Origin of the sequence: Tritonibacter mobilis, assembly GCF_001681715.1 — a bacterium.
GTDB lineage: Bacteria > Pseudomonadota > Alphaproteobacteria > Rhodobacterales > Rhodobacteraceae > Epibacterium > Epibacterium mobile.
The window spans coordinates 38,058-64,571 of the sequence record NZ_LNWY01000017.1 but is presented as its reverse complement, the minus strand read 5'-3'; the positions used below and the strand labels follow the sequence as shown (position 1 = coordinate 64,571).

The 26,514-nt window shown below is 58.2% G+C and carries 22 protein-coding genes and 2 pseudogenes; 16 read left to right on the top strand and 8 right to left on the bottom strand.

Features of this window, described 5'->3' with window-relative positions; genetic code table 11:
- From UB90_RS17030 to UB90_RS17010, 6 genes are all read right to left on the bottom strand, one after another.
- Positions 1–2,223 (bottom strand): Mu transposase C-terminal domain-containing protein, encoded by a 2,223-nt coding sequence (locus UB90_RS17030; protein WP_065325632.1) that lies wholly within the window; start codon positions 2,221–2,223, stop codon positions 1–3.
- A gap of 138 nt (positions 2,224–2,361) precedes the next feature.
- Positions 2,362–2,586, bottom strand: a complete 225-nt coding sequence (locus UB90_RS17025; protein WP_065328108.1) for a hypothetical protein — start codon at positions 2,584–2,586, stop codon at positions 2,362–2,364.
- A complete protein-coding gene (locus UB90_RS17020) occupies positions 2,583–3,266 on the bottom strand; it encodes a PDDEXK family nuclease (protein ID WP_065325633.1) in 684 nt (227 codons plus the stop codon). Before UB90_RS17020 ends, UB90_RS17025 begins: the two co-directional genes overlap by 4 nt.
- 252 nt (positions 3,267–3,518) lie before the next feature.
- Positions 3,519–3,758 carry a hypothetical protein gene (locus UB90_RS22850; RefSeq protein WP_131818818.1) on the bottom strand — a complete coding sequence of 80 codons (240 nt, stop codon included), beginning with the start codon at positions 3,756–3,758 and terminating at the stop codon, positions 3,519–3,521.
- A gap of 118 nt (positions 3,759–3,876) precedes the next feature.
- Positions 3,877–4,503, bottom strand: coding sequence for a hypothetical protein (locus tag UB90_RS17015; RefSeq protein ID WP_065325634.1), 627 nt, complete (start codon positions 4,501–4,503; stop codon positions 3,877–3,879).
- 675 nt (positions 4,504–5,178) lie between these two features.
- Complete coding sequence (locus UB90_RS17010; RefSeq protein WP_065325635.1) at positions 5,179–6,114, bottom strand: LysR family transcriptional regulator; 936 nt, start codon at positions 6,112–6,114, stop codon at positions 5,179–5,181.
- 110 nt (positions 6,115–6,224) lie between these two features.
- Between UB90_RS17010 and UB90_RS17005 the strand changes: the two genes are divergently transcribed.
- From UB90_RS17005 to UB90_RS22545, 8 genes and pseudogenes are all read left to right on the top strand, one after another.
- Positions 6,225–6,695: a TRAP transporter small permease gene (locus tag UB90_RS17005; protein WP_065325636.1), complete on the top strand. Its 471-nt coding sequence runs from the start codon at positions 6,225–6,227 to the stop codon at positions 6,693–6,695.
- Complete coding sequence (locus UB90_RS17000) at positions 6,692–8,002, top strand: TRAP transporter large permease (RefSeq protein WP_065325637.1); 1,311 nt, start codon at positions 6,692–6,694, stop codon at positions 8,000–8,002. Before UB90_RS17005 ends, UB90_RS17000 begins: the two co-directional genes overlap by 4 nt.
- A gap of 53 nt (positions 8,003–8,055) precedes the next feature.
- On the top strand, positions 8,056–9,054 hold the full coding sequence (gene dctP, locus UB90_RS16995) for a TRAP transporter substrate-binding protein DctP (RefSeq protein WP_065325638.1): 999 nt from the start codon (positions 8,056–8,058) through the stop codon (positions 9,052–9,054).
- A gap of 116 nt (positions 9,055–9,170) precedes the next feature.
- On the top strand, positions 9,171–10,271 hold the full coding sequence (locus tag UB90_RS16990) for an NAD(P)/FAD-dependent oxidoreductase (protein WP_065332045.1): 1,101 nt from the start codon (positions 9,171–9,173) through the stop codon (positions 10,269–10,271).
- Entirely contained in the window at positions 10,246–10,560 is a 315-nt protein-coding gene (locus tag UB90_RS16985) for a (2Fe-2S)-binding protein (protein WP_065325640.1), read from the top strand. The genes UB90_RS16990 and UB90_RS16985 overlap by 26 nt, the downstream gene beginning before the upstream one ends.
- Positions 10,547–11,941 carry an FAD/NAD(P)-dependent oxidoreductase gene (locus tag UB90_RS16980; protein ID WP_065332044.1) on the top strand — a complete coding sequence of 465 codons (1,395 nt, stop codon included), beginning with the start codon at positions 10,547–10,549 and terminating at the stop codon, positions 11,939–11,941. The genes UB90_RS16985 and UB90_RS16980 overlap by 14 nt, the downstream gene beginning before the upstream one ends.
- Positions 11,942–11,951: 10 nt before the next feature.
- Positions 11,952–12,290, top strand: a complete 339-nt coding sequence (locus tag UB90_RS16975; protein ID WP_065325642.1) for a RidA family protein — start codon at positions 11,952–11,954, stop codon at positions 12,288–12,290.
- Between the two features lie 441 nt (positions 12,291–12,731).
- Positions 12,732–13,276: pseudogene (locus tag UB90_RS22545) on the top strand (IS5 family transposase).
- Positions 13,277–13,644: 368 nt separating this feature from the next.
- Here the strand turns inward: UB90_RS22545 and UB90_RS16965 are convergent.
- A complete protein-coding gene (locus UB90_RS16965) occupies positions 13,645–16,821 on the bottom strand; it encodes a Hint domain-containing protein (protein ID WP_110613687.1) in 3,177 nt (1,058 codons plus the stop codon).
- A 572-nt stretch (positions 16,822–17,393) separates the two neighbouring features.
- Between UB90_RS16965 and UB90_RS16960 the strand changes: the two genes are divergently transcribed.
- From UB90_RS16960 to UB90_RS16925, 8 genes and pseudogenes are all read left to right on the top strand, one after another.
- The gene (locus UB90_RS16960; protein WP_065325643.1) at positions 17,394–17,753 is read left to right on the top strand and encodes a transposase; all 360 of its coding nucleotides are present in this window, start codon (positions 17,394–17,396) and stop codon (positions 17,751–17,753) included.
- Between the two features lie 452 nt (positions 17,754–18,205).
- Positions 18,206–18,271 carry a transposase gene (locus tag UB90_RS23315; protein WP_227512080.1) on the top strand — a complete coding sequence of 22 codons (66 nt, stop codon included), beginning with the start codon at positions 18,206–18,208 and terminating at the stop codon, positions 18,269–18,271.
- A 444-nt stretch (positions 18,272–18,715) separates the two neighbouring features.
- A pseudogene (locus UB90_RS16950) lies at positions 18,716–19,726 on the top strand (IS110 family RNA-guided transposase).
- A gap of 462 nt (positions 19,727–20,188) precedes the next feature.
- Positions 20,189–20,512 (top strand): hypothetical protein, encoded by a 324-nt coding sequence (locus UB90_RS16945; RefSeq protein WP_065325644.1) that lies wholly within the window; start codon positions 20,189–20,191, stop codon positions 20,510–20,512.
- Positions 20,513–20,683: 171 nt separating this feature from the next.
- Entirely contained in the window at positions 20,684–22,477 is a 1,794-nt protein-coding gene (locus UB90_RS16940; RefSeq protein WP_065325645.1) for a copper resistance system multicopper oxidase, read from the top strand.
- 29 nt (positions 22,478–22,506) lie between these two features.
- Positions 22,507–23,211, top strand: coding sequence for a copper resistance protein B (locus UB90_RS16935; protein WP_065325646.1), 705 nt, complete (start codon positions 22,507–22,509; stop codon positions 23,209–23,211).
- A gap of 106 nt (positions 23,212–23,317) precedes the next feature.
- A complete protein-coding gene (locus UB90_RS16930; RefSeq protein ID WP_065332043.1) occupies positions 23,318–23,818 on the top strand; it encodes a cupredoxin domain-containing protein in 501 nt (166 codons plus the stop codon).
- 197 nt (positions 23,819–24,015) lie between these two features.
- Complete coding sequence (locus tag UB90_RS16925; protein WP_065325648.1) at positions 24,016–25,140, top strand: ABC transporter transmembrane domain-containing protein; 1,125 nt, start codon at positions 24,016–24,018, stop codon at positions 25,138–25,140.
- Positions 25,141–25,151: 11 nt separating this feature from the next.
- On the opposite strand, the gene UB90_RS16920 is transcribed toward UB90_RS16925, so the two are convergent.
- Positions 25,152–26,492, bottom strand: a complete 1,341-nt coding sequence (locus tag UB90_RS16920; protein ID WP_065325673.1) for an APC family permease — start codon at positions 26,490–26,492, stop codon at positions 25,152–25,154.
- Positions 26,493–26,514: the final 22 nt, after the last annotated feature.

Sequence of the window (26,514 nt, the reverse complement as noted above, 5' to 3'; positions counted from 1 at the left end):
TCAGTTCTCCTCGATGGTCATGTTGGATTTGGGCGAGGTGGGCGTAATGCCGCGCCCTTTGGCCGCCCGCTTCGCGGGTTTGGCGGGCGTCTCCGGCGTGCTGGGTTTCTCAGCCGCCACGGTCAGCTCGGAGGAGGCGGGGATCTCCATGCCGAGCCCGTCTTTCACCTGGCGCAGTTCCTTGCGCTCAACGAACTCGATGCCGGCCAGCAGCTTCTTCTCCTCCTTCGCGCAGCGTTTCTCGGACCAGTCTTCGAGGTTGAGGCCGGCCGCGGCCATCGCGGCCTCATTGCGCGCCTTGATCGCCGTGATGGCGTCGCGGACGGCGACATTGTCGAGGCGGTTCGACTTCGGGTTCGCGTCGCGGACATGACGGACAGCCGTCAGCCAGGTCTGGGCAGCGACGCCCTGCAGAGAAGTGTCAAGCGCAGGCACGTTGCACCAGGTCTTGCCCCATTTGACCGAGATGGCGCCGATGTCCTTGGGGTGCCAGCGCACGGATACCTTTTCCGGGTGCTCGCGGCGCAGATAGGTTTGCATCTCCTCGGACTGGTAGCGCACGCCCAGAATGGTGATACCGGTCTTGTCGAGGCGATACTCGCGCTCCTGGCCGAAGCACAGCCGCATCATCTCCGCGTCCGGCGGCGGCGTCACGCCATGCAGCTTCGCTAGGCGACGCCACGCTTTCACAGGGGTTTCTCCGCCCAGCCCGTGATGGGGCGTGTTGTGGTAGATGTCGATCACCCAACGCAGCAGCGCGAAGGTGAAGTCGTCCAGGGTGAGTGCTGCGCGCTTCTCGGGATCCGCATCGCCCTTTTCCATGATGCTGGCGAACGTGTGACCCGACAAACGCGGCGCGAAGTCGCTTCCGAAGGTTTTGAAGGCGCGCTCGATCGTTCCGCGGTTTTCCGGCACCCCATTCATCGCCATCTCCCACATCACGCCGAGATCCTCAGCCGCCATGCGGAAGCGCAACGACTTGAAGGCAGAGCCACCATCGAAGACGATCAACTCGGGCGTGCCATGCATGTCCCAAGGCGTTAGGGCCCCGACAGCGTCCGCCCACGCCCCCTTGTTGGTCGTGATCATCTGCAGGAGCTGCACCGCAGCCTCGGAGTTCGCCGATCGGCTCAGGACCATACCGACGATGCAGCGCGTGGCACAGCAGATCGCTGCGGTCAGCGTCCAGCGGTCCCGACGCCTGGCTTTCCCCTTGTAGCGCGGATCCTTCTCGTCCCCTTTGATATAGAGGTCGAGTTGCCGCTTCTCGTCATCGCTGAGCATGCCATAGATGTTGCTGCTCTCGAGCAGTGTCGAGACGTCCACCGTCCATTCATCGATCTCGATGCGCTCCAACGGGCGGGTCACATTGAGACCATTCAGAACGGGACGGAACCTTTTGCGGGCTGCAGCCTCACCATTGCGGGCAACTTCCACGCGAAACGGGTCCAGTGCCCGGATCGCCCGGCGCACCGTCTCGCGGCTCGGCACGCTGAGGTGGTCGTTCTCTTCGGTGTAGTGTTCGTTGCGCTCATGGATGGCCAAGGCGACATTTTCATAGATCTGCTGCATCGTCGGCTTGTCGGGCGACAGATACCCTTGGATTTCCCTGTGCATGATGGCAGCCGCTTCCGGCTTGATCCGCGTTCCCCGCCAGCCGCGCCGATCCATGTTGTCCAGATGCCCGATCAGATTCAGGTCGTTCCGTTCAGCGAGCCACCTGCGAAGCGTTCGCGGGCTAGGCGCTGCACCCATGTTCTCGGAGGGCAGAACGTTCATGGCTCCAGAAGGGATATACTTGGACGCCAACCGCGCGGCACGGCCCACCAGCATGTCCATGGAGGCCTCAATGGACGCGTCAGTGAATTTCAGCAGCTTCTCGCGATGCATGTCGATTGCCGCCTGGCAATAGGCATCCTTGCGAACGAACCGGCGCAGCGGCCGCCCGGAGAGTGCGGAAAGCGATACGCCATGTGCCAGCTGACGCTTACGCGCAGCGTCCGGGTTGAAGTAGTTCCGCTCGACGCGGATCCGGCCCAAGCTTCCCAGGCGGGAAAGATCTTGGTGCGAGAACTGCCGGGAAAAGCCCGTATCGTCATCCTGAGTCATGACGACCCCAACCTCGGTTTCCATGTGGAGGCGGAAAGCCCTGCCGTCCACGGTGACACGGTCGAAGCTGCCGAAGGCATAGCGGGAGTTTTCGGTGGTGAAGGAGAGATCCATTTCAAAGTCCTTTTCGGGTATTTGGCGCTGCACAAGGCAGCAGGAGAAAGTGCGGTCGCCGAAAGGCACCGCCTGGAAGAGGGATGGGTCGAGTGAGTGCGGGTTGCGGTGCGGACGGCGTCGTCTGCCGTCCTGGGCTCAGTCGCCGGGGGTTACGGCCAGATCAGAGGCGACCTGCAGACCCTTCTGACACCGGAAAGCCGAGCCTCCGTCGAGGATCATCCAAGCCGGAACAACAGGCGTACCCCACCAAGCAGCCCTGGTGTCGTGATCGACAGGACCGACAGGTGCGGAAGGGACCCGTTTGGAGCCCTTGCGGCGCGGCGCAACCAGATCGGTGCTCCGGGAACGGTCAACGGTCATGCGCAGCCCCCTTTCGCCTTGAACACCAAGCTGGAGTGCTTGATACGCTCATAGCTTACCATCTGGAGATGCCCGGACCGGATCAGCCGAACGAGTGCGCGGAAGCCCATCCCGTCAAGGCCGGTCTGCTCGACCAGGCTTTCGATCGTGACGACGCCGGTCATCCGGCCGACGACATCCTGGGCCACGGGATCGCCGAAGCAGTCCGGCCGCCGCACCGAATGGAAGAGCTTGGCATTGAAGAACTCGACCGGGCAGACATCCCGTTCGGTGAACAGACGGAAGTCGTCCAGAACCCCCTGAGCGATGGCCTGTTCCTTGACGCGGGCCAGCTGCGCCAGATAGGCGTCCTTCACACGCCCCATGGGACGCACGGCATAGCCGATGACGGTGCCGTCGCGCTCGGTGGCGACAAGGTCGATGTAGTGCTTGTGGATTTCGCCATCTTCATCGAACCACTCGAAAAGGACTTGTTCAACGAGGTCCTGCACTTCGCGGCGCGCTGCCAGCAACAGCGCCCCTTGCCCCTCAAGATGGCTCTCAACCCCGGTGCGAAAGCCGGAGCCGGAGCCCAGGACGATACCGCCGGTGAAGTGTTGGGTCGAACCGACCTGAGTGGCACGGTGGCCGCGGCTGGGTTCGGGCAGGCGGACGCCGCCGCCGGTGGAAAGGTCAGACATGATTTCTCCCACCCCGAGAAATTGACATTCTCGGGCTATGACGATTTTAGAGATGCGCGGAGAGCCGTCCTTGTCCTGGCGACAGCATTATGCTAACCGGCAGGTGCAACAGAGGGATCGGGCTTTCGCACGGTTTATTCGGGCGCCAAGCGCCTATATTTGATTTCGGGTGTTTGAGCCTCTTTGGACAATTTCTTCCGATGAGCGCCTGTATCCTGATGGGATCTGAGAAATCAGAACCGCGTCAGGAGATCAGCCGCATATTCGGGAATTGCCCATAAGAGACACGGGACCCACCTGTCCAGCCCGCCGGGAGTGCGGGGTTTCCGGGGCCGAATTTTCGCAAATTCCGGCCTCTAGATCAGAAAGGCGATCACCTTCATTTTTTAGAATACCGAGCTGAGCTTGCGAAAAGAGAATAGCAAGTTGCTCAACACCGCCCCAAATGGCGGTATTTTCCACTTTAAGATGATGATATTTTTTCATTTTCATCTCAATCACCCCTTTAGACAGCCGTAAGCCACGACTGCAAGGTCGCGCAAATCATCAAATCAAACCAATTTCACGAATCGCATTCAGCAAACCAAACAGCCTCTTGGGCTCGAATTGGTCAAGACACGCCGCTGCGGGCGAGTTGCGATAGCCGGCGGAAGAGCTTGTCGGACAGGATCGTCCGCCGTTCCCACTCCGGTGTTTTCAGATCCTTGGCAGCATCACCAAACCAGAGCTTTAGACTGCCCTTGTCGGATCGGTGCGAGAACACGGCATGCGGCCCGTTTGAGCTAACCTCGACAGAGACCGGGGCCGAGTTGAACCACTCATCGGCACCATTGAACCCCTCCTCGAGCCAGTGGCCGCAAAACGCACCAAAGGTAAGATTCAGTTCCAATCCAGCGACAGGCAGCCGGTTCAGGACATCGAGCAGCTTGCTCTCCCCTCCCGCGTCGCAGTTGGCTTCCCATTGGATATGACCGTCAAGAAACAGGTTCCCGCGCACAAGCCGAAGTTGCGAGAGCTCTCGCACGGCCTCGGGCGCATCCTTGGTCTCAAGCCCGTGGGCCAAAGCCAGAGTGAGATGAAAGATATCTTCCCCCGTCATGTCTGCCGCCGCCCGGCCACGGCCGCCAGGCGTGCGCAGTCCGGCCCGCGCCATGGCACGTGTCATGGCATCGACCTTGTTAGGGTTCAGGTCGAACCGCTGGGCAAGCGCCCGCACCATTTCCCCTTTCGTCGCCATGAAACCTGTCCTCGTGAAGTGTCGTTGGGAGCGTTATGCCATCTCGTAGATCATACGTCAAGTTTACGGTAAAAGTTTTTCCTTAAAGGGTGCAGGCCATCCAGTGCAGCCTGAATTTACACCCCGCGTGCCTCAAGCGGCGCACCGCAGCACTGACACACCAGGCGCTTTGCCTTCATCTCCTCAAGGCGGTGCAGCGGCGCGCTGTCCACAAAGCGTCGGACCCTCTCAGGGTCAACGCGGACATTCCGCACAGCATCTTGATAAGCTAGACAACAATGGACGGCCCCCACGGCGCAGATCAACACTCCAGCTATGCAGATTATCGGACCAATCATGCGTTTCCCTTTCTAGCGGTCGTCTATGTTGTGAGCACTTAGCACATTCCCTCATGAGACTGTTCGCCAGCGCTTCGATACGTTTCCGCAAAAGGATCACATCATTAAGTCGCAAAGCCAACAACCATCATGAAATGCGCATCATCGACAATCATTGCGACCCGAAATCGAGACCTTAAGCTGATATATGGAAGCAATGTATCGATAATGAATTGTTAACTAGGATTTACTCAGTGCATCGGAAATGATGCCTTACTGTCTACATGCAACATCGGCATCGTTCGCAAAATGTCTTGCCATTCAAGCGTAGCGCAACAGACCCCTGATCTGCTTTATGTCAGCTGCGAGATAGAATCCGATCCATATAGGTCATCATCTGCCCGACCTCCTGCTGCAGGTCGCTGATGAAGGCGTGGCTGACCATCGAAGGGGTGGCATAGCCGGGTGTCAGGATCGAAACCCCGGCTGATACCCTTGGCCGGAAACGGCGGATCACCAACTGGTCGGCCTCCGGAGTCTGCAAGATGTGGCTGTATGCGGTGATCATGTCGCAGATCATCCCGCAGGCTCCCGCGGCTACGAAGGTCAACCCCGGCAGAAACGTGCGCAGTTCGAACCGCTTGTTGAAGCGCACGCCCGCCTCGCGGAATACGGTCTCGGTGCGCAGGGCAGTGCCGTGATGGTCGAACAGCGCCGCCATCGGGCGGCCGTCCAGATCCGCTGGTGTGATCACTTCGGCGCTGCGCAAGGGATCATCCGCAGGCAGGGTGCAGACGCATTCCAGCTCATAGTCCACCTGGTTGATCGAGGCCCTCGGCGCAGGCGTTTCGGCAAAGCCCATGTCGAACTGCTGCGAGGCGATCAGATCCTCGATCACATCAGACGACCGCATGATGAGCGACACCTGCAGATCGTCCTTGCCAACAAGAAAACGGGTCAACAGGCGCGGCAGGAATACGCTGGAGGCTGCCGGATGGCAGGCAATCTTCAGTTTGCCGGACTGGAGCGCGCTGACCCGTTCGAGCGTGCGTTCGGTGCGCTCGACCCGGCTCAGGATATCCTCGCATTCCTCCAGAAAGAAATAGGCCTCCGGCGTCGGCGTCAGCTTGCCATGGGTGCGCACAAACAGCGCGAACCCCAGCTGGTCTTCCAGCGTCTGCACCATGGTGGAGACCGCCGGCTGGGTGCGCCCGACAGTACGCGCCGCCTGGCTGATGGAACCGGAGCGCATGACCTCGCGAAACGTCGTCAACTGGCGCAGAGAGAGGGGCATTCGGCATAAACTCAATTGATGGGCCTAAAGATATTATCAAATTGATTTTATGCGCGCTGTCCAGTGTGATGTCCCGAAACCGCACAGACGGCGCAGCAACCGGGGGACACATGGACACATTTGCCAAATATCTGCTGACCGCATTGATCTGCCTCGTGGCACTGGGGCAATTCGTGCAAGTCATCACCCGCTATGTGCTGCAGGTTCCGGTGATGGGGCTGGAAGAGACCATGCTCTATCCGACTCTGTGGCTATATATCCTCGGATCGGTGAACGCCTCGCGCGAGAACACCCATATCCGCGCCAATGTGCTGGAGATCTTCGTCACCTCACAGCGCGGTCACACTATTCTGGCCATCATCGGCGAGGTGATCAGCCTCATAGTCGGTCTGTGGCTGCTGTCCTGGGCCTGGGAGTACACCAGCTACGCCTGGCGCGTCTGGCGCGAGAGCCCGACCCTCTACATCCCGACCTTCTATTCAGACGTGGCCCTACTGGCCGGTCTTGCCCTGATGATGGTCTACACCGCCTGGCACCTCTGGGGCCATATCTGCAGCCTCAAGTCCGGAGACATCGCATGATCGAGATCGCGCTACTGGCCATTGCCCTTCTAGTGATCACGCTGACCCTGGGGGTACCGCTGCCCTATTGTTTCGGCGCGGCGCTGATGGTGATGTATCTGATCGGAGGCGTCACCATGAAGGGCATGATGCTCTGGGGGTTCCAGCAGATGGGCAATCCGGTGCTGCTCGCGATCCCGCTCTTCGTGCTGGCCGGAACGATCATGTCCGAAAGCGGCATTGCCGCCTCGCTGCTGCGTTTCGTCAATGCATTCATCGGCCATGTGCGCGGTGGCCTCGGTGTGGTGGCTGCGGTGTCCTGCGCCGTCATCGGGGCAATCTCCGGCTCCGGCCTTACCGGGATTGCGGCGATCGGCCCACTGCTGATCCCGGAGATGGAGAAGCGCGGCTACCCGCGGGCCTATGCCACCGCCCTGATCGCCAATTCCTCCATTCTCGGTCTGCTCATCCCGCCCTCGGTCACGATGATCGTCTACGGTTGGGTCACCGACACGTCGATCCTGGCCTGCTTTCTAGCCACGCTTGGTCCCGGCCTGCTGATCATGACCGCCTTCTCGATCATCAACCTGGTGATGTCGCGCAACTTCGATCTGGTGCTGGATGACAAGCCGAGCTTTACCGAACTCTCCGGCGAGGTCGCCCGGCGCGGGTTTCACGCCTTCCCGGCGCTGTTGATGCCGGTGATCATCCTTGGTGGCATCTACGGCGGCATCATGACCCCGACAGAGGCCGCCGCCGTGGCCGTGATCTATGCGGTGCCGGTGGGGTTCCTTATCTACAAGGGCCTGCGCTGGGACAATTTCTTCTCTGCCGGCAAGGAAGCCGCCACTGCCGTGGGCGCGATCATGATGATGATCCTGTTCTCGATGATCCTGAGCCAGATGTTTGTCTACGAAAGCATCCCGCAACAGCTGGTGCAGGGCATCTTTGCGATCACCGAAAACAAGGTGCTGCTTCTGATCCTCATCAACATCCTGCTGTTCCTGGTGGGCATGGTAGTGAATGACGTGACCGCCATCATCCTGATCGCACCGCTGCTGTTGCCGCTGATGCAGGCGATCGGCATCAGCCCGGTGCAGTTCGCCGCCATCATGGGCGTCAACACCGCCATGGGCGGGGTTACGCCGCCCTATGCCTCGATCCTCTATCTCGGGGCACGCATCGGTAAGGTGAAGGTCACAAAGGTGATCCCGCCGGCGATGAAGCTGATCCTGTTCGGTTATGTTCCAGTGGTCTTCCTGACCTCGCTCTGGCCCGATCTGTCGCTCTTTCTGCCGCGCCTGTTCGGCTACGACATCACCCCCTGATCCCTCAAATCGCACGCAACCCGACATTCAGAAATCAACACGGAGGACACCCTATGAAACATGCATTCCTGACCACTGCCGCGGCAGCGCTGATGGCGATCGGCACCCACACGAGCGCCGAAACCCTCAAGATGAGCCATGTGCGCCCGCAGGACACCACCATCGATACCGAATTGCGCGCCTTCTCCGCTGCCGTTTCAGACGCCACCGGCGGTGGTCTGAGCGTCAAGCTGTTCCCCGCCTCCGCCCTGGGGGACTATACCACCGTGCAGGAGCGCATCAGCGTCGGTGCCATCGACATGGCGACGCAGCCAGCTGCCACCGCCGCTGACCGCCGCATGCAGATCTCCTCCTTCCCCTATCTTGCGGGTAACTGGGAACAGGCACGCGCGGTCTATGGCCCCGGTGGGGCCGTGCGCGAGGTGATGGCGGAGCTTTACGCCGAGCAGGAGATCACCATGCTCGCCGCCTATCCGGTCTATTTCGGCGGCATTTCCCTCAACGTCGAAAACCCCGCCGCCGGCTCAGTCGATCCAAACGGCATCAAGGTGCGCGTGCCGGGCATCAAAAGCTTTCAGCTGACCGGCGAGGCGCTTGGCTACATCCCCGCGCCGATCCCCTTCTCCGAGGCCTTCACCGCGGTGCAGACCGGGGTTGTGGATGGGGTCATCGGCTCTGGCGCCGAAGGCTATTACGCCTCCTTCCGCGATGTGACCAAGACCTACATCCCCGCCAATACCCATTTCGAGGTCTGGTACATGATCATCTCAAACGAGAGCCTCGCCAGCCTGTCGGATGAAGATCAGTCCGCGTTGATCGAGCAGGCTCAGGCCTTTGAGGCGACCCGCTGGGATGTGGCCGAGGCCGACCAGCAGCGCAGCGAACAGCGGCTCGTGGACGAGCTGGGCGCCACCGTGATCAGCCTCAGCGACGCGGAGCTGGCGGCAATGGCGGCCAAGGTGCGTAGCGATGTCTGGCCGGCAGTGCTGGAGGATGTGGGCGCAGACTGGGGCCGCGCGATCCTCGACAAGGTGGCCGCGGCCGCCGAGTGATCCGCGCTGCCCGCGCCTGACCCGCAGGGGACAGGAGATGCAGAGCCACAGTTCGGGCGGGGAGAGAGCGTCCCCGCCCGGCCTCCCCCTTTGACCCCAAGACCTGGAAAACGAGCATGGACAGCGATTACGCGATCATCGGCGGCGGCATTGTCGGCCTTGCGGTGGCCTGGGGCCTGTTGCGGCGCGGGCTGACGGTCACAGTGCTGGACGGCGATGACGGTTCATTTCGGGCCAGTCGCGGCAATTTTGGTCTGGTCTGGGTTCAGTCGAAGGGGATGAAACAACCCCGCTACGCCCGCTGGTCACAGAGTTCGGCGAGGCTTTGGGCCGAGTTTGCCGCCGAGCTGGAACAGAACACCGGCAACGCGGTGCCGCTTGAGCAGAACGGCGGGTATGATCTGCATTTTTCCGAAGACACGCTGCAGGCGACTGTGGAGAAATACGAAATCCTGAAGGCGGAGCTGGATGGCGACTACCCCTATGATGTGCTTGGCCACAACGCCCTGCGCAAGGAAGAGCCGCATATCGGACCCAAGGTGGTCGGCGCGATCCTGCATCACCAGGACGGCCACGCCAATCCGCTGAAGCTGCTGCTGGCCCTCGCTCGCGACGTGCGGCGCCGAGGCGGGCGGGTCCTGACCGGCAAGACCGTGACCGAGGTGACCCAGCCGGATGGCTTTGAACTTGCCTGCGCCGATGGCACGCGGGTCCGCGCTGCCAAGGTCGTGCTGGCTGCGGGGCTTGGTGCCGCGCGCCTTGGGCGGCAGATGGGGTTCAAGGCACCGATCCGCCCGCAACGCGGGCAGGTGCTGATCACCGAGAAGCTGCCAAAGCTGATCAACCGCCCCTCCCTGATTGCCCGGCAGGTCGATGAGGGCGGCATCCAGATCGGCGCCACCAACGAGGAGGTCGGCCACGACGATGGCGTCACCCAGTCCGGCCTCTCCGGCCTTGCAGCCGAGGCGATCGCTGCATACCCGGCGCTGGCGCGGGCACAGTTGGTGCGCAGCTGGGGCGCGCTGCGGGTGCTGTCACCCGACGGGCTGCCGATCTACCAGCGCAGCGCCGAAATGCCCGGTGCCAGCCTTGTCACCTGCCACAGTGGCATCACCCTTGCTGCCGCCCATGCGATGCTTCTGCCGGACTGGCTGGAAGGCACCGCGGCGGCTCCCGACCTGGAGGTATTCAGTGAATCCCGTTTTGCCGTTTCTTGAGATCGAGGCCAGCAGCGCCCCTCGGGTGGAGGTCCGGTTCGACGGCGCCCCCTTGCTGTTGCCGCTGGGGGCAAACTTGGCCGCTGCACTGCTGGCCGCCGGAATTGAGCGCTTTCGTAACACGCCCGTGTCCGGCGCCCCGCGTGCGCCCTTTTGCATGATGGGCGCCTGTTTCGACTGCCTGGTGGAGATCGACGGCGTGCAGCGACAGGCGTGTATGATCGAGGTTGCCGAAGGACTTCAGATTACCCGACCCGGTAGCCCGGAGGTCCGTCATGTCGCATCGTGATCTTGTAATCGTCGGGGCCGGTCCCGCCGGCATGGCCGCCGCCACCGAGGCCGCCAACGCGGGCCTCAGCGTGACATTGCTGGATGAGCAGCCCCGCGCCGGGGGGCAGATCTACCGCGATGTGGATCATGTGCCGGATCACCGGGCCGCGCTGCTTGGGCCCGACTATACAGCCGGTCGCGACCTCACTGTCGCGCTTCGGAGCAGCCCGGTCGAACATGTAACCGGAGCAGTGGTCTGGTCGATCGAGCCGGGATTTTGCCTGTCCTACTCGCGGGACGGGCGCGGCGCGCAGCTGACTGCCGACCGGGTGCTTCTGGCCACCGGCGCGCTGGAACGACCCATGCCGCTGCCGGGCTGGACCCTGCCCGGAGTGATGACGGCCGGGGCGGGGCAGATCCTGTTGAAGCAATCCGGCGTGCTGGCCCGTTCCGCGGTGCTGGTAGGGGCGGGGCCACTGTTGTACCTGATCGCGGTTCAGATGCTGCGCGCCGGCCAGCCGCCCCTCGCGCTTGTCGAGACACAAACCGGCCGCAACCGCCGTGCCGCCCTGCGCCATCTGGGCGGCGCCCTGCGCGGTTGGCCCTACATGGCCAAGGGGCTGCGGATGCTGGCGGAGCTGAAACGCGGAGGCGTTCCGCGCTACATCGGCGCTCAGGACATCCGGATCGAAGGCGACACCCGCGCCGAGGTGCTGTGTTTCAGCCATCGTGGCCGGATCCGGCGTCTGGCGTGCGAGACCGTATTCCTGCATCACGGAGTGGTACCAAATACGCAGGCTGCGCGCGCACTTGGCGTCGCCCATCACTGGAGTACGCAGCAGCAGTGTTTCGTCCCGACGCTGGATTACTGGGGGCGCAGCGATGTGCCCGGAGTCTTTGTCGCAGGGGATGGCGCGGGCATCGGCGGGGCCAAGGCAGCCGCCCTGTCGGGCCGTCTTGCCGCGCTGGCCATCGCCTGCGACGCCGCACGCCTTACGCCGGATGAGCGGGACCAGCGAGCCAGACCGCTCAGATCCGCGCGCGCCCGCGAACAGGCCCCGCGCCCCTTTCTGGATACCGCCTATCCGCCCTGCGCGCAGGCATTGTCGCCAAGAGATGAGACGTTAGTCTGCCGGTGCGAAGAGGTGACCGCCGGCACGGTCCGCGCTCATGCCCGCGCTGGATGCCTCGGCCCCAATCAGACCAAGGCCTTTGGCCGCGTCGGCATGGGGCCATGCCAAGGGCGCTATTGCGGATTGACAGTCACCGCCCTTCTGGCCGAGGCCACTGGGCAGACGCCGGACCAGACTGGCTACTATCGCATTCGCCCGCCACTGAAGCCCGTGACCCTGGGTGAGTTGGCATCACTGAAGACCCCACCCGCCACCGGGGAAAACTGAGGACAGACCAATGATCGAACGTATCGAAACCGGCCAGCGCATGAGCAAGATCGTCAAGCACAATGGTGTTGCCTATCTATGCGGCCAGGTGGGCGATGGCACCACCATTGCGGAACAAACCCGCGAGTGCCTGTCGCGAGTTGAGGCGCTGCTGGAGACGGCGGGTTCCTCGCCCGAACAGATTTTGCAGGCCATCATCTGGGTCGCTGACATGGCCGATTTTGCCGAAATGAACGCGGTCTGGGATGCTTGGTTACCGGAGGGCCACGCCCCCGCCCGGGCCTGCGGCGAAGCAAAACTAGCCCGTCCTGAGTTGAAAGTGGAAATCATCATCACCGCTGCTTGTTGAGCCATCTGCGCCCGCCAGATGTCGCTGGCGGGCCGCCGCCATCGCCTATGACACCCCGTTGCCATACCGGTGCGCGACGCTAAAATACAGAGTAATCCTGTGATGAGTTGAACGCCCCCAAGCACCGTAGCCCACGCGAACTGTTGGGCTACATTTCATCACCGCGTTGAACAGAGTGTTTCGCGTGCCAGCCACATACAGACAAAAATTATTTTTTGTCTATAACTACTCAGATGCTCAGCTGTAATCAGTTTCCAAGCTTTGTGATATCCTAGATCGTGTTGATAAAAGGGATTCACATCGGACTTTGGGCGTGATTTAAGCTGGTAGCTGCTATAGAGACCAGCTTGGCACGAGACTTGATGTCGGAATGAGACAGACCAGAAAACAGTTTGGAGAACTGTTTTCCTGGCGAATGAATAGGCGCTCTTTGAGCGATTCATACTGTCAGCCCGCACGCCGAACGGGCACGAACCTACCAACCACTGCTTTGTTCTTGATTGAATTTTCTGGATCACTCGCACCGGCGCTTCGTGGCGGGACCTGTCCGCAGAGTTTAGGAAATGTTCCTGCGTCTATCGACAGTTTCGGCGTTGGACATTGTCGAGCCTCTGCGAGCAGGTCAAGGACGCTCTGACCGAAAGCGGGGTGGTGCCGCATGCCCTCCAGATGATCGATACACGGTTATTCGCGCGCACCATCAGGCAACGGGCGCTAAAAGGAAATTCCGCAGCTGGGTTTCGGCCGTTCGCGCGGTGGTTTTCACGACCAAGATCCACCTCCTGTGCAGTGCCGCTGGGCTGCCTATGAGGACCGAGATCACCGCTGGGCAAACCTCCGACTATCTTGGCTTTGATCTGGTCATGGCTGATAACCTGAAAAATGCTCGCCGCGTCGCGACCCGCTACGATAAGATTACAGAGAGCTTCCTCGGATTTGTCGACATCACGTCCATCCGCCTCTGGACACGCCATTTGTCGACATGACCTAGAACTGTAGCCATGGTCGTTATGGCGTTATGGCGTTATGGCGTTATGGCGTTATCTTCATGGGGTTTCTCTCCTGTGCAACAATAGCGAAACACACAGCGTCTTCATTGAAATTTCGTCCATCAGTTATGAGCTCGCACCTTCAAAAGCACCTGTAGAACCGGATGTATTTCTTCTCAACCGAGGTTTATCAATGTGCGGGAAGCGAACGAATTAATACTGCCCGCTATATGATATCTGGTCAATTTATTCGTCACAGAGTTCGCCTACAGAGCAGATAGATTGACCGGGGATGCGTTGCCTGCGCCATAATATATTGCTCGGGCGGCCTTAATGCCGAAAAAGGGCAAAGTTATAAGCGCTGATCAGCTACGAACGGCTCGTGTGATCGATGCAGCGTTGGTACAGACACTTAGCGGTCGGTGCAAGTGACGCGGGTGAATAGGCTCCATTTGGGCGATATCCTTGCGACGGAGATCTTGGCGGGCAAGAGCGCCGTAATGAGTGGCAACCAGATCCCGCCCTATTGCACCTCGTTTGGCGAGTACAGGCATGAGTTCTGGAAATAGATCAAAGATCTCGCGCTTGTCACTGTTACTCAGACTGCGCAAAGCTTCAGGGCCTGGCCAGAAGGTTTCTGTCGCGCATCCATCGACGAAAATCACCTGATGAGCCTCTGTCATCAAGTGGATGTAGCATACGGGTGATGTGTTTTCTTTTGTACGGACATGAAACGGATCCAGCTCGAGCAAGAGGCGCGCACGAGCAAGGGACTCACTTTTGGATTGTCCATCCTTGAGAACCAAGAAACGGTGCTGTGGCGAGACAAGCATCCTGCGTTGGTTCGCGATCAAGCCACCGGGGCGCAATAGGATAGGCCGCAAATGGGGATGACGTTCAAGATCTGCTGAGGATAGGTTGCGACGACTGACCCAAATCACCGGCTGAAGCCCGTTGTCAGCTGTCTGCAACAGATCTCCCTCGCGGATCTGCTCCACAGGCACTTCACCGCGAGCGGTAATGACGCGACTTCCGGGAGTATAGCAGGGGATACCAGCAGCAAACAGCTGATCGTGGGTTGTCATCTGCGTTGGGGTGACGCCTTGCAAAACAATTTGTTCCCCACCGGGGAATGTCAATAGTGCATTGCCAAAGCCATCATCGCTTGTGGTGATATCAATTGTGCGGACAGCCCCACCATCCCCGGAACCACCTATAAGGTCTGAGACATCCAGTTGGTCGTTATAAAAGCCATCGGTATCCGTGTCGGTAATGTCAAAATCTGTGATCTGGTCTACTCCTCCCGAGGAGGACAAAGAGATCAGGTCTTCACCAGCGCCGCCAGTGAACAGATCATTGCCGCTACCGCCGACTAAAGTATCATTACCTGCACCCGCATCGATCTGAACACCGGCAGCATCGTTTCTGGCGTCAACAACGTCATCCTGATCGGTGAGGATTAGCTCTTCGATCTCGGAGAATTGGATCGTGTCGGTTCCGTCGGTAATCATTCCCGACTCAGAACCAGTATAGGTTACGGTCACAGGCCCAGTCATATACGAGAGATCAACGATGTCGTGATCCGTACCAGCCTCGCCACCAACGATGGTGTCATTGCCGAAGTTGTCCTCGACGCGGAACGTGTCAGCATCCGCCTCACCATACATGAGATCAGCACCAGTTCCACCGATCAGAAGGTCGTTGTGATTGCCCCCATACATAGTGTCATTGCCGCTACCTCCGTCGAGCGTATCATTACCGTCGGTCGCCACAATACTGTCATTGCCGGTGCCGCCAACCAGGCTGTCATCGCCAACAGAGTTGCGCAGCGTATCGTCACCATCACCGCCAAAGAGTGTGTCATTCCCGGCACCGGTGGTCAGGCTGTCATTGCCTGCCCCGCCGTAAATCAGATCGTCGCCGTCGCCCCCAAGGATTGTGTCGTCATCATCACCGCCATCAATGGTGTCGTTGCCAATGCCGCCTTCCATGTAATCCATGCCGGCATCGCCATACATAATATCACTACCGGCCTCACCAAACATACTGTCATTGCCGAGACCGCCATCGAGGCGGTCGTTATCGACCCCGGCATAAAGCGTATCGTTGCCGTCACCGCCCTCAAGCGTGTCATTTCCTTCGGTCGCCACAATGCTGTCGTCACCAACCCCGCCGACCAGACTGTCGTCCCCGGCCGAGTTGTGGAGCGTGTCATTGCCGGCGCCGCCGAGCAGCGTATCGTTGCCAATGCCGGTTGAGAGGACATCGTCGCCTTCGCCACCGTCGATCAGGTCGTCGCCATCGCCCCCAGAAATCGTATCACCGCCAAGCCCACCAAAAAGCACATCAGAGCCAGCTCCACCGGTCAGGACGTCATCGCCCTCACCCCCATCGATACTGTCGTCGCCCTCTCCGCCATCGAGCAAGTCGTTGCCGCCCTGACCCATTATCACATCTGAACCCAGCCCACCAAGCAAGGTATCATTGCCATGTTCAATCGGGACGTAGACCCCATCCTCGATCAAGTCTCCTGATAGGGTAAACCCTGAGATTGTGCTGCGTGCTTCTAGGGTGAAGGTAATGAAATCGCGGTCTTCGAATTCTGCCGAAAACCAGGCGTCTTGGTCATCAGGGCTGTTTTGTTCTGTCCCGCCAGCTCGTATAGTGCCATGTTGGTTGGTGACATTGAGAGATGTATCGCTCGAAGTGCCAAAGGCGGTATATTCATTCGTATCCAATGATACGGCCTCAACATCGTATGAGTAATAGTTCTGGTCGAGATCGTTGAAAGTAGCGGTCGAATTGATATTGACTGGCTCGCCGGTCGTAGGGTTGAAGAACTCAAGCCGGAATTCCGCCGTATCGCCATAGCCGTTGCCGGTGATCGAGATTTCTGCTCCGCGGTCACCCGAGAGGTCAATGATCATATTCTGATCGCTGGCGTTCACCAGCACAAGGCGGCCCCACACCGCTGTCCCATCCTCGAGAAAAGCTACATCGCGATAGATCGCAGTATCCCCAGCCCGTGCGGAGTAACCATCGTAGTAGGACTGACTGACTAGGTTACTAATGTTCAGCACCAAAGGTGTTGCATCTGAGCCGGTCTGCCCGTCTTCATCGCCGAGAAGTGTATCGTTGCCTTCTCCACCTTCGACACTGTCGTGGCCGCGCCCCGCCATCACCGCATCATCACCTGCAGAGCCTGTCAGGTGGTCGTCAGCATCGCCGCCAAGAACCAGCTTGAATAACCCGTTTGCGTTGCCATTGGCATTGGCCGCCGCGTTGTCTCGTCCGGTGAGCTTCAAAAGGTTGCCCAGCAACCCTTCATCCCCCGTTTCTGAAGTTTGGAAGAATTGCTTATTGTCAATGTGCTCGGGTTCTTCTTCTTCTTCTTCTTCTTCGAGATCCCACTCATCTTCCCAAGGGTCGAAGTCATCAACGTCAAATGTTTCTGGAAGCTCGGCCCAAGCGGTCTCGGCTTCATCCTTACGCTGGAGCCAGGATACTTCGGCGTCAGTTGCCGTAAGAATGATACGGGTCATAGGTAAGAGCCTTCGCAAGTGTCTTGTCTGAACGCGTGCCTGCCCTCTACTTGCCGGAAGACACGCTGATCTTGATAAGACAGCCGTCGAAATTTTTCGTTAATCGGGTCCTGTGTTCCAATGTGTTTAAGTAGTATGCGCCTCGTCTGGTGAACTGCGTGATGTCAGCGGAAAGACTCGTCGGTACGTGTGATTTTTGCTCTCGACGATCTGGGTCAGAAGCTATGTGAGCAATGTTTGCGGACAAATGTCATTGAGCTTGGCTGTTTTGATCGGAGCAAAGGTGACAACCATGGATTTGTCGCCCTCGGAAACCGCGACATCTAGTTTGCCTGCTGGCGGCAAAGTTGTTTGAAGGCGCGTTTAATCGCTTTGTTACCAAGCTCCAAATCGCTGTTTCTGAAATAGGGCTGCGCCTTCGGCATCCATCCTAAGGCATAGTGGATGCGCGGGTCACCAGAGACGATGTCTTTGCAGGCGTTCTAAACCGGAACTGACCTGTCTCCGAGATTTCGGACCATTCAAAACGAAAGTTTGTTCTCGTAACACTCGAAGCAACGAGGAGACCAAGAATGCCGAAGTCACGTTTCATTGAAGAACAGATCGTTGGGATTTTTCAAGATTATGCTGCAGAGGCGAAGGTCTCGGAGCTCTGCCGCGAACACGATATGTCCGACGCCACCCTACACAAGCAGAAAGCCAAGTATGGCAGCATGAGGGTATCGGAACTGCGGCGGTTGAACGACCTTGTGGCAGAGAACGCAGATCAGAAGAGTCTGCTGGCGAAAACTCATCATGTCTCTCGCTCGCCGCGGGATGGAAATGTTGATGCGCGATCATCAGTCCACGAAAAGGCGAGTGTGCAGATTAGTGGGGGTATCCAGATCGAGCCTGACCTATCACGCACACTCGGATCGCCACGCGCGGCTTAGCAAGCGCTTGATCACGCTGTCAGGCAAACATCGAAGGTGTGGTTTCGCATGTTCTACACCAAGCTGGTGCGCGAGGGCTTCAAGGTGAACTCAAAGTTGTCGAACGGGTTTACCGCGGACAACGGCTTTAGTTGCGCTGCAACAAGCGCAAGAATATCCCCAAAGCAAGCCGCTAGTGTGGTTAGTGCCCGATTGCGGCCAACCAACGGTGATCGTAGGATTTCACCAGTGACGCACTCGCGAACGGGCGCGTATCCCGCACGGCAAATCTCTAAGATGATTGCACTCGCTAGTGTCGCGCCAATGAGGCGGATTTCTCATTGCCCGGCGAGCGTGCGGTGGAAATGCTGAACCTGGTTGCCCATGAATGCGGGTCTGCTGACATTCTGGTTTTGGATAATGGGTCCGAACTGCGAGGTCGCGCGCTTGAAACTTAGGCTGATGACAAGTGCGTGCAGTTGCATTTCATCGATCCAGGCAAACCGACACAGAATGCGTATATCGGGAGTTTCGTATAGACGGCCGCGCGGGCACAAGTGTTTTGATCGCAATCTTCTTCGGCGGGTGCGTTCATGTATTCAGCCTGTTTCGCAGACCTAACATGACTACTGGCCCCTGATGGTGTCAGCGGCTTCAGGTCTCATCAACGGGACGTGTTTTGATGCACTTAAAAGCTCTTTAGTCTTTTTCGATCCCCAGATCTGCGGATTTGCCATCACGCTGTCATTGCACTTCAGCCATCTCGCTTTACTGGGCTGATTTTGGATTTGACACTATGCGATTCGGAACACCTCCCCGGTGAGAGTATGGCCCAGATGACTCGAGCCAACTTGGCAGCAACGACAACAGTAATAACTAAAGGTTCGCGTCGCTCTACCAGTGCTTCGATCCATGAGCAATGGTATGGACGCTGCCGCCCTCGGTTGGCGTACTTTGGATAAGCAGATTGTAGGGTTCATGCCATGGAAATCAAAAGAATCGACTTTGATCTGGCCAAGTACATTCTGGAGGTCCACGCCGCCGATGAGGACGAACAGGTTGTGCTTTGCAAAACGCTGAGACAAGGTGCTGCTGCGCAGCTCTTCGCTGAGTTGGAGCCTTACGTCGTCGGGATGGAAGCGTGTTGTGGATCGCACCATTGGGCCCGAGTTCTCACCGATTTGGGGCATGAGGCTCGGTTGATCTCACCTCAGTTTGTGAAGCCCTATGTCAAGTCAAACAAGAATGATCGAAATGACGCCGAAGCGATCTGTGAAGCGTTTGGCAGGCTTTCGATGCGGTTAGTGCCGCCACAATCACCAGAGCAGTTGGAAATCCAAGCAGTCCACCGGACACGCCAGCGAGCGGTCGCAAATCGTACCCGACTTATGAACTAAGTCTGAGGTCTGCTCGGAGAGCACGGTGTCGTGGTGCCACGTGATTTCAACCGCATTCGGCTCACCCTTAGCGAAATTGAAGACGGGCAGTCGGGAGGCTCTTCGTTGAGATGTTGCGTGACATTCGTGAGGAACTGGCCGAATTGGAGATGTGTCTCACAGGCTACAATCGACGGATCAAAAGCTTCTTCCAGTCCAATGAAATGTGCCAGCGCATCGGCCAGATCGAAGAGATCAAACCGATCACCGCGACTACGCTGGTCGCGGCAGCTGGCGACAAGTCTTGCTTTAAAAATGGCCGTCAATTTGCAGCTTGGCTCGGCCCGGTATCAAAGCAGCACTCAAGCGGTGGCAAGGCCCGCCTGTTCGGCATTAGCGAACGAAGTGATAGGTATTTGCGGACGATGTTGGTCCACGGGGCGCGCGGTCCTGGGACGGTCTGCTGGAAAAAGTGACACGCAAAGCCAAAGGATCAACTGTATGCGAGAACGGCGTCACCCGAATGTCGTCGCAGTCGCCTTGGCTAACAAGAACGCGCGGATCTTTTGGTCGCTTCTTTCGACTGACCAAGAATACAACCCGCGACACACCGTCTGAGTCAAATCACGAAAGATGAAGCTAAGGAAGGCTGAAAGGAATATTGCAACATTTGCCATGACATGGAGAAGGGTCACGCCCCTTGCTTGTTGAACCTGGTGTGTGAAACGGCGCGGTCAGCACCAATGCCTTAAGGGCGACGAGGGAGCAGCAAGCGAAAATCCATCGAGGCTCGAGGCGATGATCTGTCAGGCCGCCCTAAGAAGCCGGATATACATCAGCGATCACGACCTTCGATACAGAGCCAAAACAGACCGCTGCAATTCGTTTCCAATGGAACCATCATGGCATAGAGATGCCATTGGTGGAAGCATCCACCGCATCAGTTCAGAGGTCGGTAGTGCATCAGAAAGCCGATCGTTTACCAGAGTGCATCCCAATCGAAATGTATCAAAACGTATCCTTGAGTTGCAGTACTTCGCTGGCTAGCTAGATAAGGTGAAAGAAAGCGGAGTTGTGTCAATGCGCTCAAAAGCGGGAAGACTGTGGACGGCGTTTCGACTAGCGCTGTTGCTGGCGATGTCAGCGATTTCCGCGCATTTGATTACTGAAGCAGAAGGGCCATTTGAAAACGCTACTGTATATCAGTATGAAACAAAGGAAGGCCACAACCATTTCGCCCTTGGCAAATGCCACAAGGCTTCGGCCTGCGAAGGCTCGGCTTCATTCCAAGTTTGGCAGCAGTCTTCCATCATCATGGAAGCAGGAGAACTCACGGTCGTCCCGAGCAGTCTCAGCCTGGCTTCCTTGGCGCCTGAAGCGCACCTTCCGCCTCCCAAAGTATAGCCCCAAGGCTTGACCAACCGATGACATTGCCTCCGTTTGAGGGATGCAGAGTGTAATTGCCCCGTTTTGCAACTGAACGCTGCTCCGGTTGATAACAACAATTAATACGCTGCACTTGGGGATACCTGCGGGGCCAGCGGACTAGTATCTCAACAGATCAAAGGACTGACGATGCCAACCATCGAACCTTGGCGCGCGGCCATAGCCGCCGGCGCTTCCATTATCCTATCCGCAACTACCGCGGCACACTCTGAAACCTATGACATCTCAGTGGACAAAATCCGCATCGACGCTGGCGATTTTCGAAAATCTGGGATCGGTTACAACAATAGTCAGACCCCTACAATCTTGCGCTTCAAAGAGGGTGAGGATGTTACGCTAAACGTGACAAACAATTTGGGCGAGGATACATCGATCCATTGGCACGGGTTGATCCTGCCATTTGATCAAGATGGGGTCCCGAAGATCAGCTTTGACGGCATCAAGCCCGGCGAAACCTTCACTTACAACTTTCCGATCAAACAGGCCGGAACCTACTGGTTTCACAGCCATTCAGGGTTCCAAGAGCCCGATGGAGCCTATGGTGCCATCGTGATCGAGCCCAGGGGCGGAGAGCGCATCCGCGCGAACCGCGATTATGTAGTGCAACTGACCGACACCCATCCGCAGCGCGGCAAGCGGATCATGCGCAACCTGAAGATGTCGGCGGATTACTACAACCGCTCGCAGCGCACATTGCAGGATCTGATCAAGGATTCAGGCAATATTGGCCTCAAAGCGGCTCTGGAAGATCGCAAGATGTGGGGCCGAATGCGGATGATGCCTACAGATGTAGAGGACGTCCAGGGCTTCACTCCCATGATCAACGGCGAGAGTACTGAGCAGAACTGGACTGGCTTGTTCAAGCCCGGCGAAAAGGTACGTTTGCGGCTGATCAACTCCTCGGCCATGGCATATTTCGATCTGCGGATTCCGGGTCTTAAAATGACCGTGGTTCAAGCAGACGGCAATGACGTCAAGCCGGTCACGGTGGACGAGTTACGGATCTCGGTGGCCGAGACATATGACGTGATTGTACAGCCCAAGGAAAACCGCGTCTACAGCATTGTGGCGGAGTCGATGGGCCGCACTGCCCTTGTGCGCGGCACCCTGGCCCCGCGCGAAGGCATGGCTGGTCCGGTACCGCCGCTGCGGGAAAAACCTCGCCTTACCATGGCCGACATGGGTGGCATGATGGGTGGCATGGGTATGAAGGGTCACGTCATGCAAAATGCCGTTATGCCGCTCGACGATATGAGTGGCATGGATCACTCAGCCATGACCGGCACGGACCAACCGATGGCGGGTATGGATCACAGTCAGATGGCCGGTGCCGCACCGGCACCTCAGGCCAAAGCCAAACCAATGGACCACTCCACCATGGCTGGTTCCGACAACTCGATGGCGGGCATGGATCATTCTGCGATGGAAAATACTAAGGGGCAGGACGACCCGTTCTATGCTCCGGGCAGCGGGCTGACCCCGAATGCGTCAAATGGCGGCAAGTTCCTCAGTTACGACGACCTGACAGCTCGCAAACCGCTCTACAAGGATCGCCCCGCCACCCGTGAGATCGAGCTGCGCCTAACTGGCAACATGGAACGGTATATCTGGTCGATCAACGGCAAGAAGCTGTCCGAGGCCGAGCCGATTGTGCTGAAATACGGTGAACGGGTGCGGTTCAAATTTGTCAACGAGACAATGATGTCCCACCCGATGCACTTGCATGGAATGTGGTCGATCCTGGATACAGGCAAGGGCAAGTACGACCCGATCAAACACACGGTCAGCGTCGCGCCGGGCACCACCGTCTATACCGAAACTGAGGTTGATGTGACCGGTCAGTGGGCCTTCCACTGTCACCTGTCTTACCACGCCGACGCAGGCATGTTCCGCAAGGTCGTGATCGAAGGCGGCCCCGCCTGATGCGTTTACCCAAGGAAAGAGACACAGAGATGAATAGAATGCGCAATGCCGCCCTCGCCGGGGCGATGGCGATGGCTTGGGCGCTTCCAGCGCAGGCGGAACAGCTGATCTACGGGTTTCAGGCCGAACTGCTAGAATACCGGCAGGGAGATGGCGAAGACAGCTTTGTATGGGATTTCGATGCCCTGATCGGCACCGACGAACTGAAACTCGTCTGGCGCAGTGAAGGCGAGCGTGTACAGGGGACGGAAGGATTCGAGGCGCTCGAAAACCAGCTGCGCCTGCAATTCCCGGTTTCAACCTTCTTCGATGCGGTGGTTGGCATTCAGGCAAGCACACCCGACGGCATGCCGGATCGCTATAACGCGGTTCTGGGTCTCAAGGGACTGGCACCGCAATGGTTCGAGATCGACGCTGACCTTTATCTGTCGGACCACTCCTTCTTTCGCTTCGAGGGCGAATACGAGGCGATGCTGACAAACCGGCTGATCCTGACTCCGAACCTTGAGTTGACCGTGCCACTGCAAGATGACTTGGCCTACGATCAGGCCGCTGGCGGTGCCACGATCGAAGCAGGGCTGCGGCTCAGCTACGACCTGATTGACCGAGCCGTCTCGCCTTATGTCGGGGTGAACTACGAACGATCCTACGGCGGCACTGCGGATCTTATCCGCGCCGCAGGCGATAAGAACGGCGTGCTCTCGGTCGTGTTCGGAACCAGACTGATGTTCTGACTTGAAATCGGGCTGGCTGCAGCCAGCCCGGTCACCAGCGGCGTGGTCAGCCAAAAATCGCTGCGCCGCCAATATCACCTACCCTCAGACTTAACAGGAGTTAATTATGAAAAACCTTCTCGCGGCCACCTTCGTAACCGTGATCGGCAGTAGTATCGCTATGGCTGGCCCTTCCGGCCATGGTGACGAAAGCAAGGGCCACGGCGGTGGCGGTCATTCAGACATGATGGAAACGGGCATGCCAGGAAAGGCAAGCCAGGTAAACCGCATGATCATGGTAACGATGAGCGAAACTGACGACGGCGAGATGATCTTTACCCCGTCGGATTTCGAAATCAAGAAAGGCGAAACAATCCGCTTTATGGTGACCAACAAAGGTGAACTGGAGCATGAGTTCATCCTAGATACCCTCGAGCGGAATGCCATGCACAAGGAAGCGATGGCACAGCAGATGGAAACCCACCGGAGTCCGAACGCAATTACGCTAGAGCCAGGTGAAAAGGGCGAAATCATCTGGACCTTCAGCAATCCCGGCACCTTCGAGGTCGCCTGCCTAATCCCCGGTCACTACGAATCCGGCATGTTCGGGAAAGTCGCTGTAAACTAACCTCCCGGCACCTCACCACTCAACGAAAAAGGTGCCCACTTGCGCGGCAATTCGATGGGGTTGCCGCGCATTTTTCTGGATTTCCCCTAATAATGACTGGTTCTTGGTTCCCGGAGATTCACACGCTGGCGCATACAGCCGCCGGGTGGTTGGGGACAGACTACGACAGCGGAGCCCCCACTTGGGTACATCCTCTGATGCATCTGATCCTGGTGCTTGCCCCCTCGCTGCTCATGATATCGTTGCTTGCGTTGATAGTCCGCACATTGCGGCCGCTGCTACAACACCATGATAAACGCGACCTTAGGCACCGGAGGAGGCCGCGCATCGGCGGGCTGGATCGGAACCTGCTCACTCAGCTCCTGCGCAGAACCGGCCGTCGTCAAGTGGGTCTACTGCTGCTCAGCCTTTCGCTGATGCCCCCACTTTATCTCTCGCTGGAAATGCCCAAACAGATCGTGAACAATGTACTGGAACCGTCGGCTGGACCGGTCGAGATTTTCGACTTCACTCTCAGTCAGACGCAAATGCTGGGCCTATTCAGCACCATCTATCTTGCCGCGATCTCGCTGAACGGTCTGGGCAAATACACGCTGAACAGGTGCAAGGGTCTGGTCGCAGAACATTTGCTCAGGCGGTTGAGGCTGCTGATCTATCGGCATTGGCGGTATCGGTTGCCGCACCATCGCCAGAGCGAAATCGTGCAAGTCCTGGGTGCTGAAGTAGAACCGATCGGCGGTTTCGCTGCCGATCTGATCGCTTTACCGGTGACCCAAGGCGGGACGCTGCTAACTATCCTGTTGTTCATGTTCCTTCAGGACCCGATCCTAGGGGCTGCGGCACTTACCGTTTTACCAGTACAACTGGCCTTACTACCCTATCTGCAACGGATCGTGAACCAGCTGAGCCGCGAACGCATCCGGGCCATGCGGGTACTGACTTGCGGCCTAGCCGAGCAATTATCGCCTGAGCAAAATGGTCTTGATGGTATCAGAAAAACGGCGTCTTCATTGCGAGAGCTGGAGCAAATCCGTTATCGTATTCACCGGGTCAAGTTTCTGGCAAAGGCGCTCAACAATTTTCTGACCGCACTTACCCCGTTCTTATTCTATTCGCTGGGTGGCTATTTCGTCATTGAAGAACGAATCACCCTAGGTGCCCTGATCGCAGTCCTGGCCGCACACAAGGACTTTTCGGCACCGCTGAAAGAGCTCTTCCGCTACTATCAGCAGCTCGAAGATTCCCGCATTCGCTATCGTGCGGTTCTGGAGTTTCTGATCGAGAGACCGGGTCCGCCGCGCCCAAAGGACAGCGCGACATGACCCAACTAAACCTATTGATGCCCACTATGATCTAAGACGTCATCCCGGGATACGAACCGCCCAAGATACAGCCGCTCGGCCAGAAAAACGACCAATATAGTGGCAAAAGCGACGATGACGGTGACGGAATCGGAACGCCACTTAAATAGCATGAAGGTGACCAAAACGACGGCGTCCAACGCCAGCGCCGTCAGGATGATCCAACCCCGGGCCGCAATCCGGTGTTGCATGTTCTTCCACACGCCCCAATGCACCACCATGTCCATCACTAGATAGAAGAACGCACCAAGCGAGGCAATTCGGCCAAGATCAAACAACACAGTCAGGATGGCAGCGATCACCACCGTGTAGATCAGCAAGTGTGACCGGATACCGCCGGACATGCCAAAATGGCTGTGCGGGATCATCTTCATCTCGGTTAGCATGGTCAGCATGCGTGACACTGCGAAGACGCTGGCGATCAGGCCCGACGCAGTGGCCACCATAGCAAGTGCCACAGTCATAAAGAACCCGGCCTGGCCCAACACGGGCTGCGCTGCCTCGGCCAACGCATAGTCGCGCGCCAGTCGGATTTGCTCCGGTGTCAGGGCCGATCCGACCGCCAGCGCAACCAGCAGATAGACGACGACACAGATCCCGATCGAAATCAGGATCGTCCGCCCGACATTGCGTTTGGGATCGGTGATCTCGCCGCCGCTGTTGGTGATCGTCGTGAACCCCTTGAACGCCAGGATCGACAGCGCCACCGAGGCGGCAAAACCTGTGATCCCGTTCTCCGACAGGCGGGCGACGGGTGCCCAGTTTCCCACTCCGCTGGCCCACAGGGCGGCGATACCAAACAATGCGATACCGCCGATCTTGACCGCCGACATCACCAGCGACCAAATGCCCACCGACCGGTTTCCAGAGACGTTGACCAAATAGGCCATCACGATCAGCGCGACGCCGATCGCGGGCACCAGCGGCCCGTCCTGAATGCCGAAGGGGCGCAGTGCATAGGTGGCAAAGGTGCGCGCCACCAAGCTTTCGTTGATTACCATCGACAGCGCCATCAGCACCGAGGCCGCCGCCGCCACCGCGCCGGGACCGTAGGCCTTGGTCAAGATCATTGCGATGCCACCAGACGATGGCCAAGCGTTTGACATAACAATGTAACTGTATGCACTAAACATCGTCACTACAGCGCCCAAAACAAACGATAGTGGGAAGAGAGGCCCTGCGAGCCCTGCGATCTGCCCAGTCAAGGCAAATATCCCTGCTCCAATCATCACTCCGGTGCCCATCGCGACCGCATTGGTCAGGCTAATACTCCCGCCATCTTTAGGTGGCGCTCCGTGTTCGTGTTGTTGCATCTTCATTTAAGTGTTTCCTATT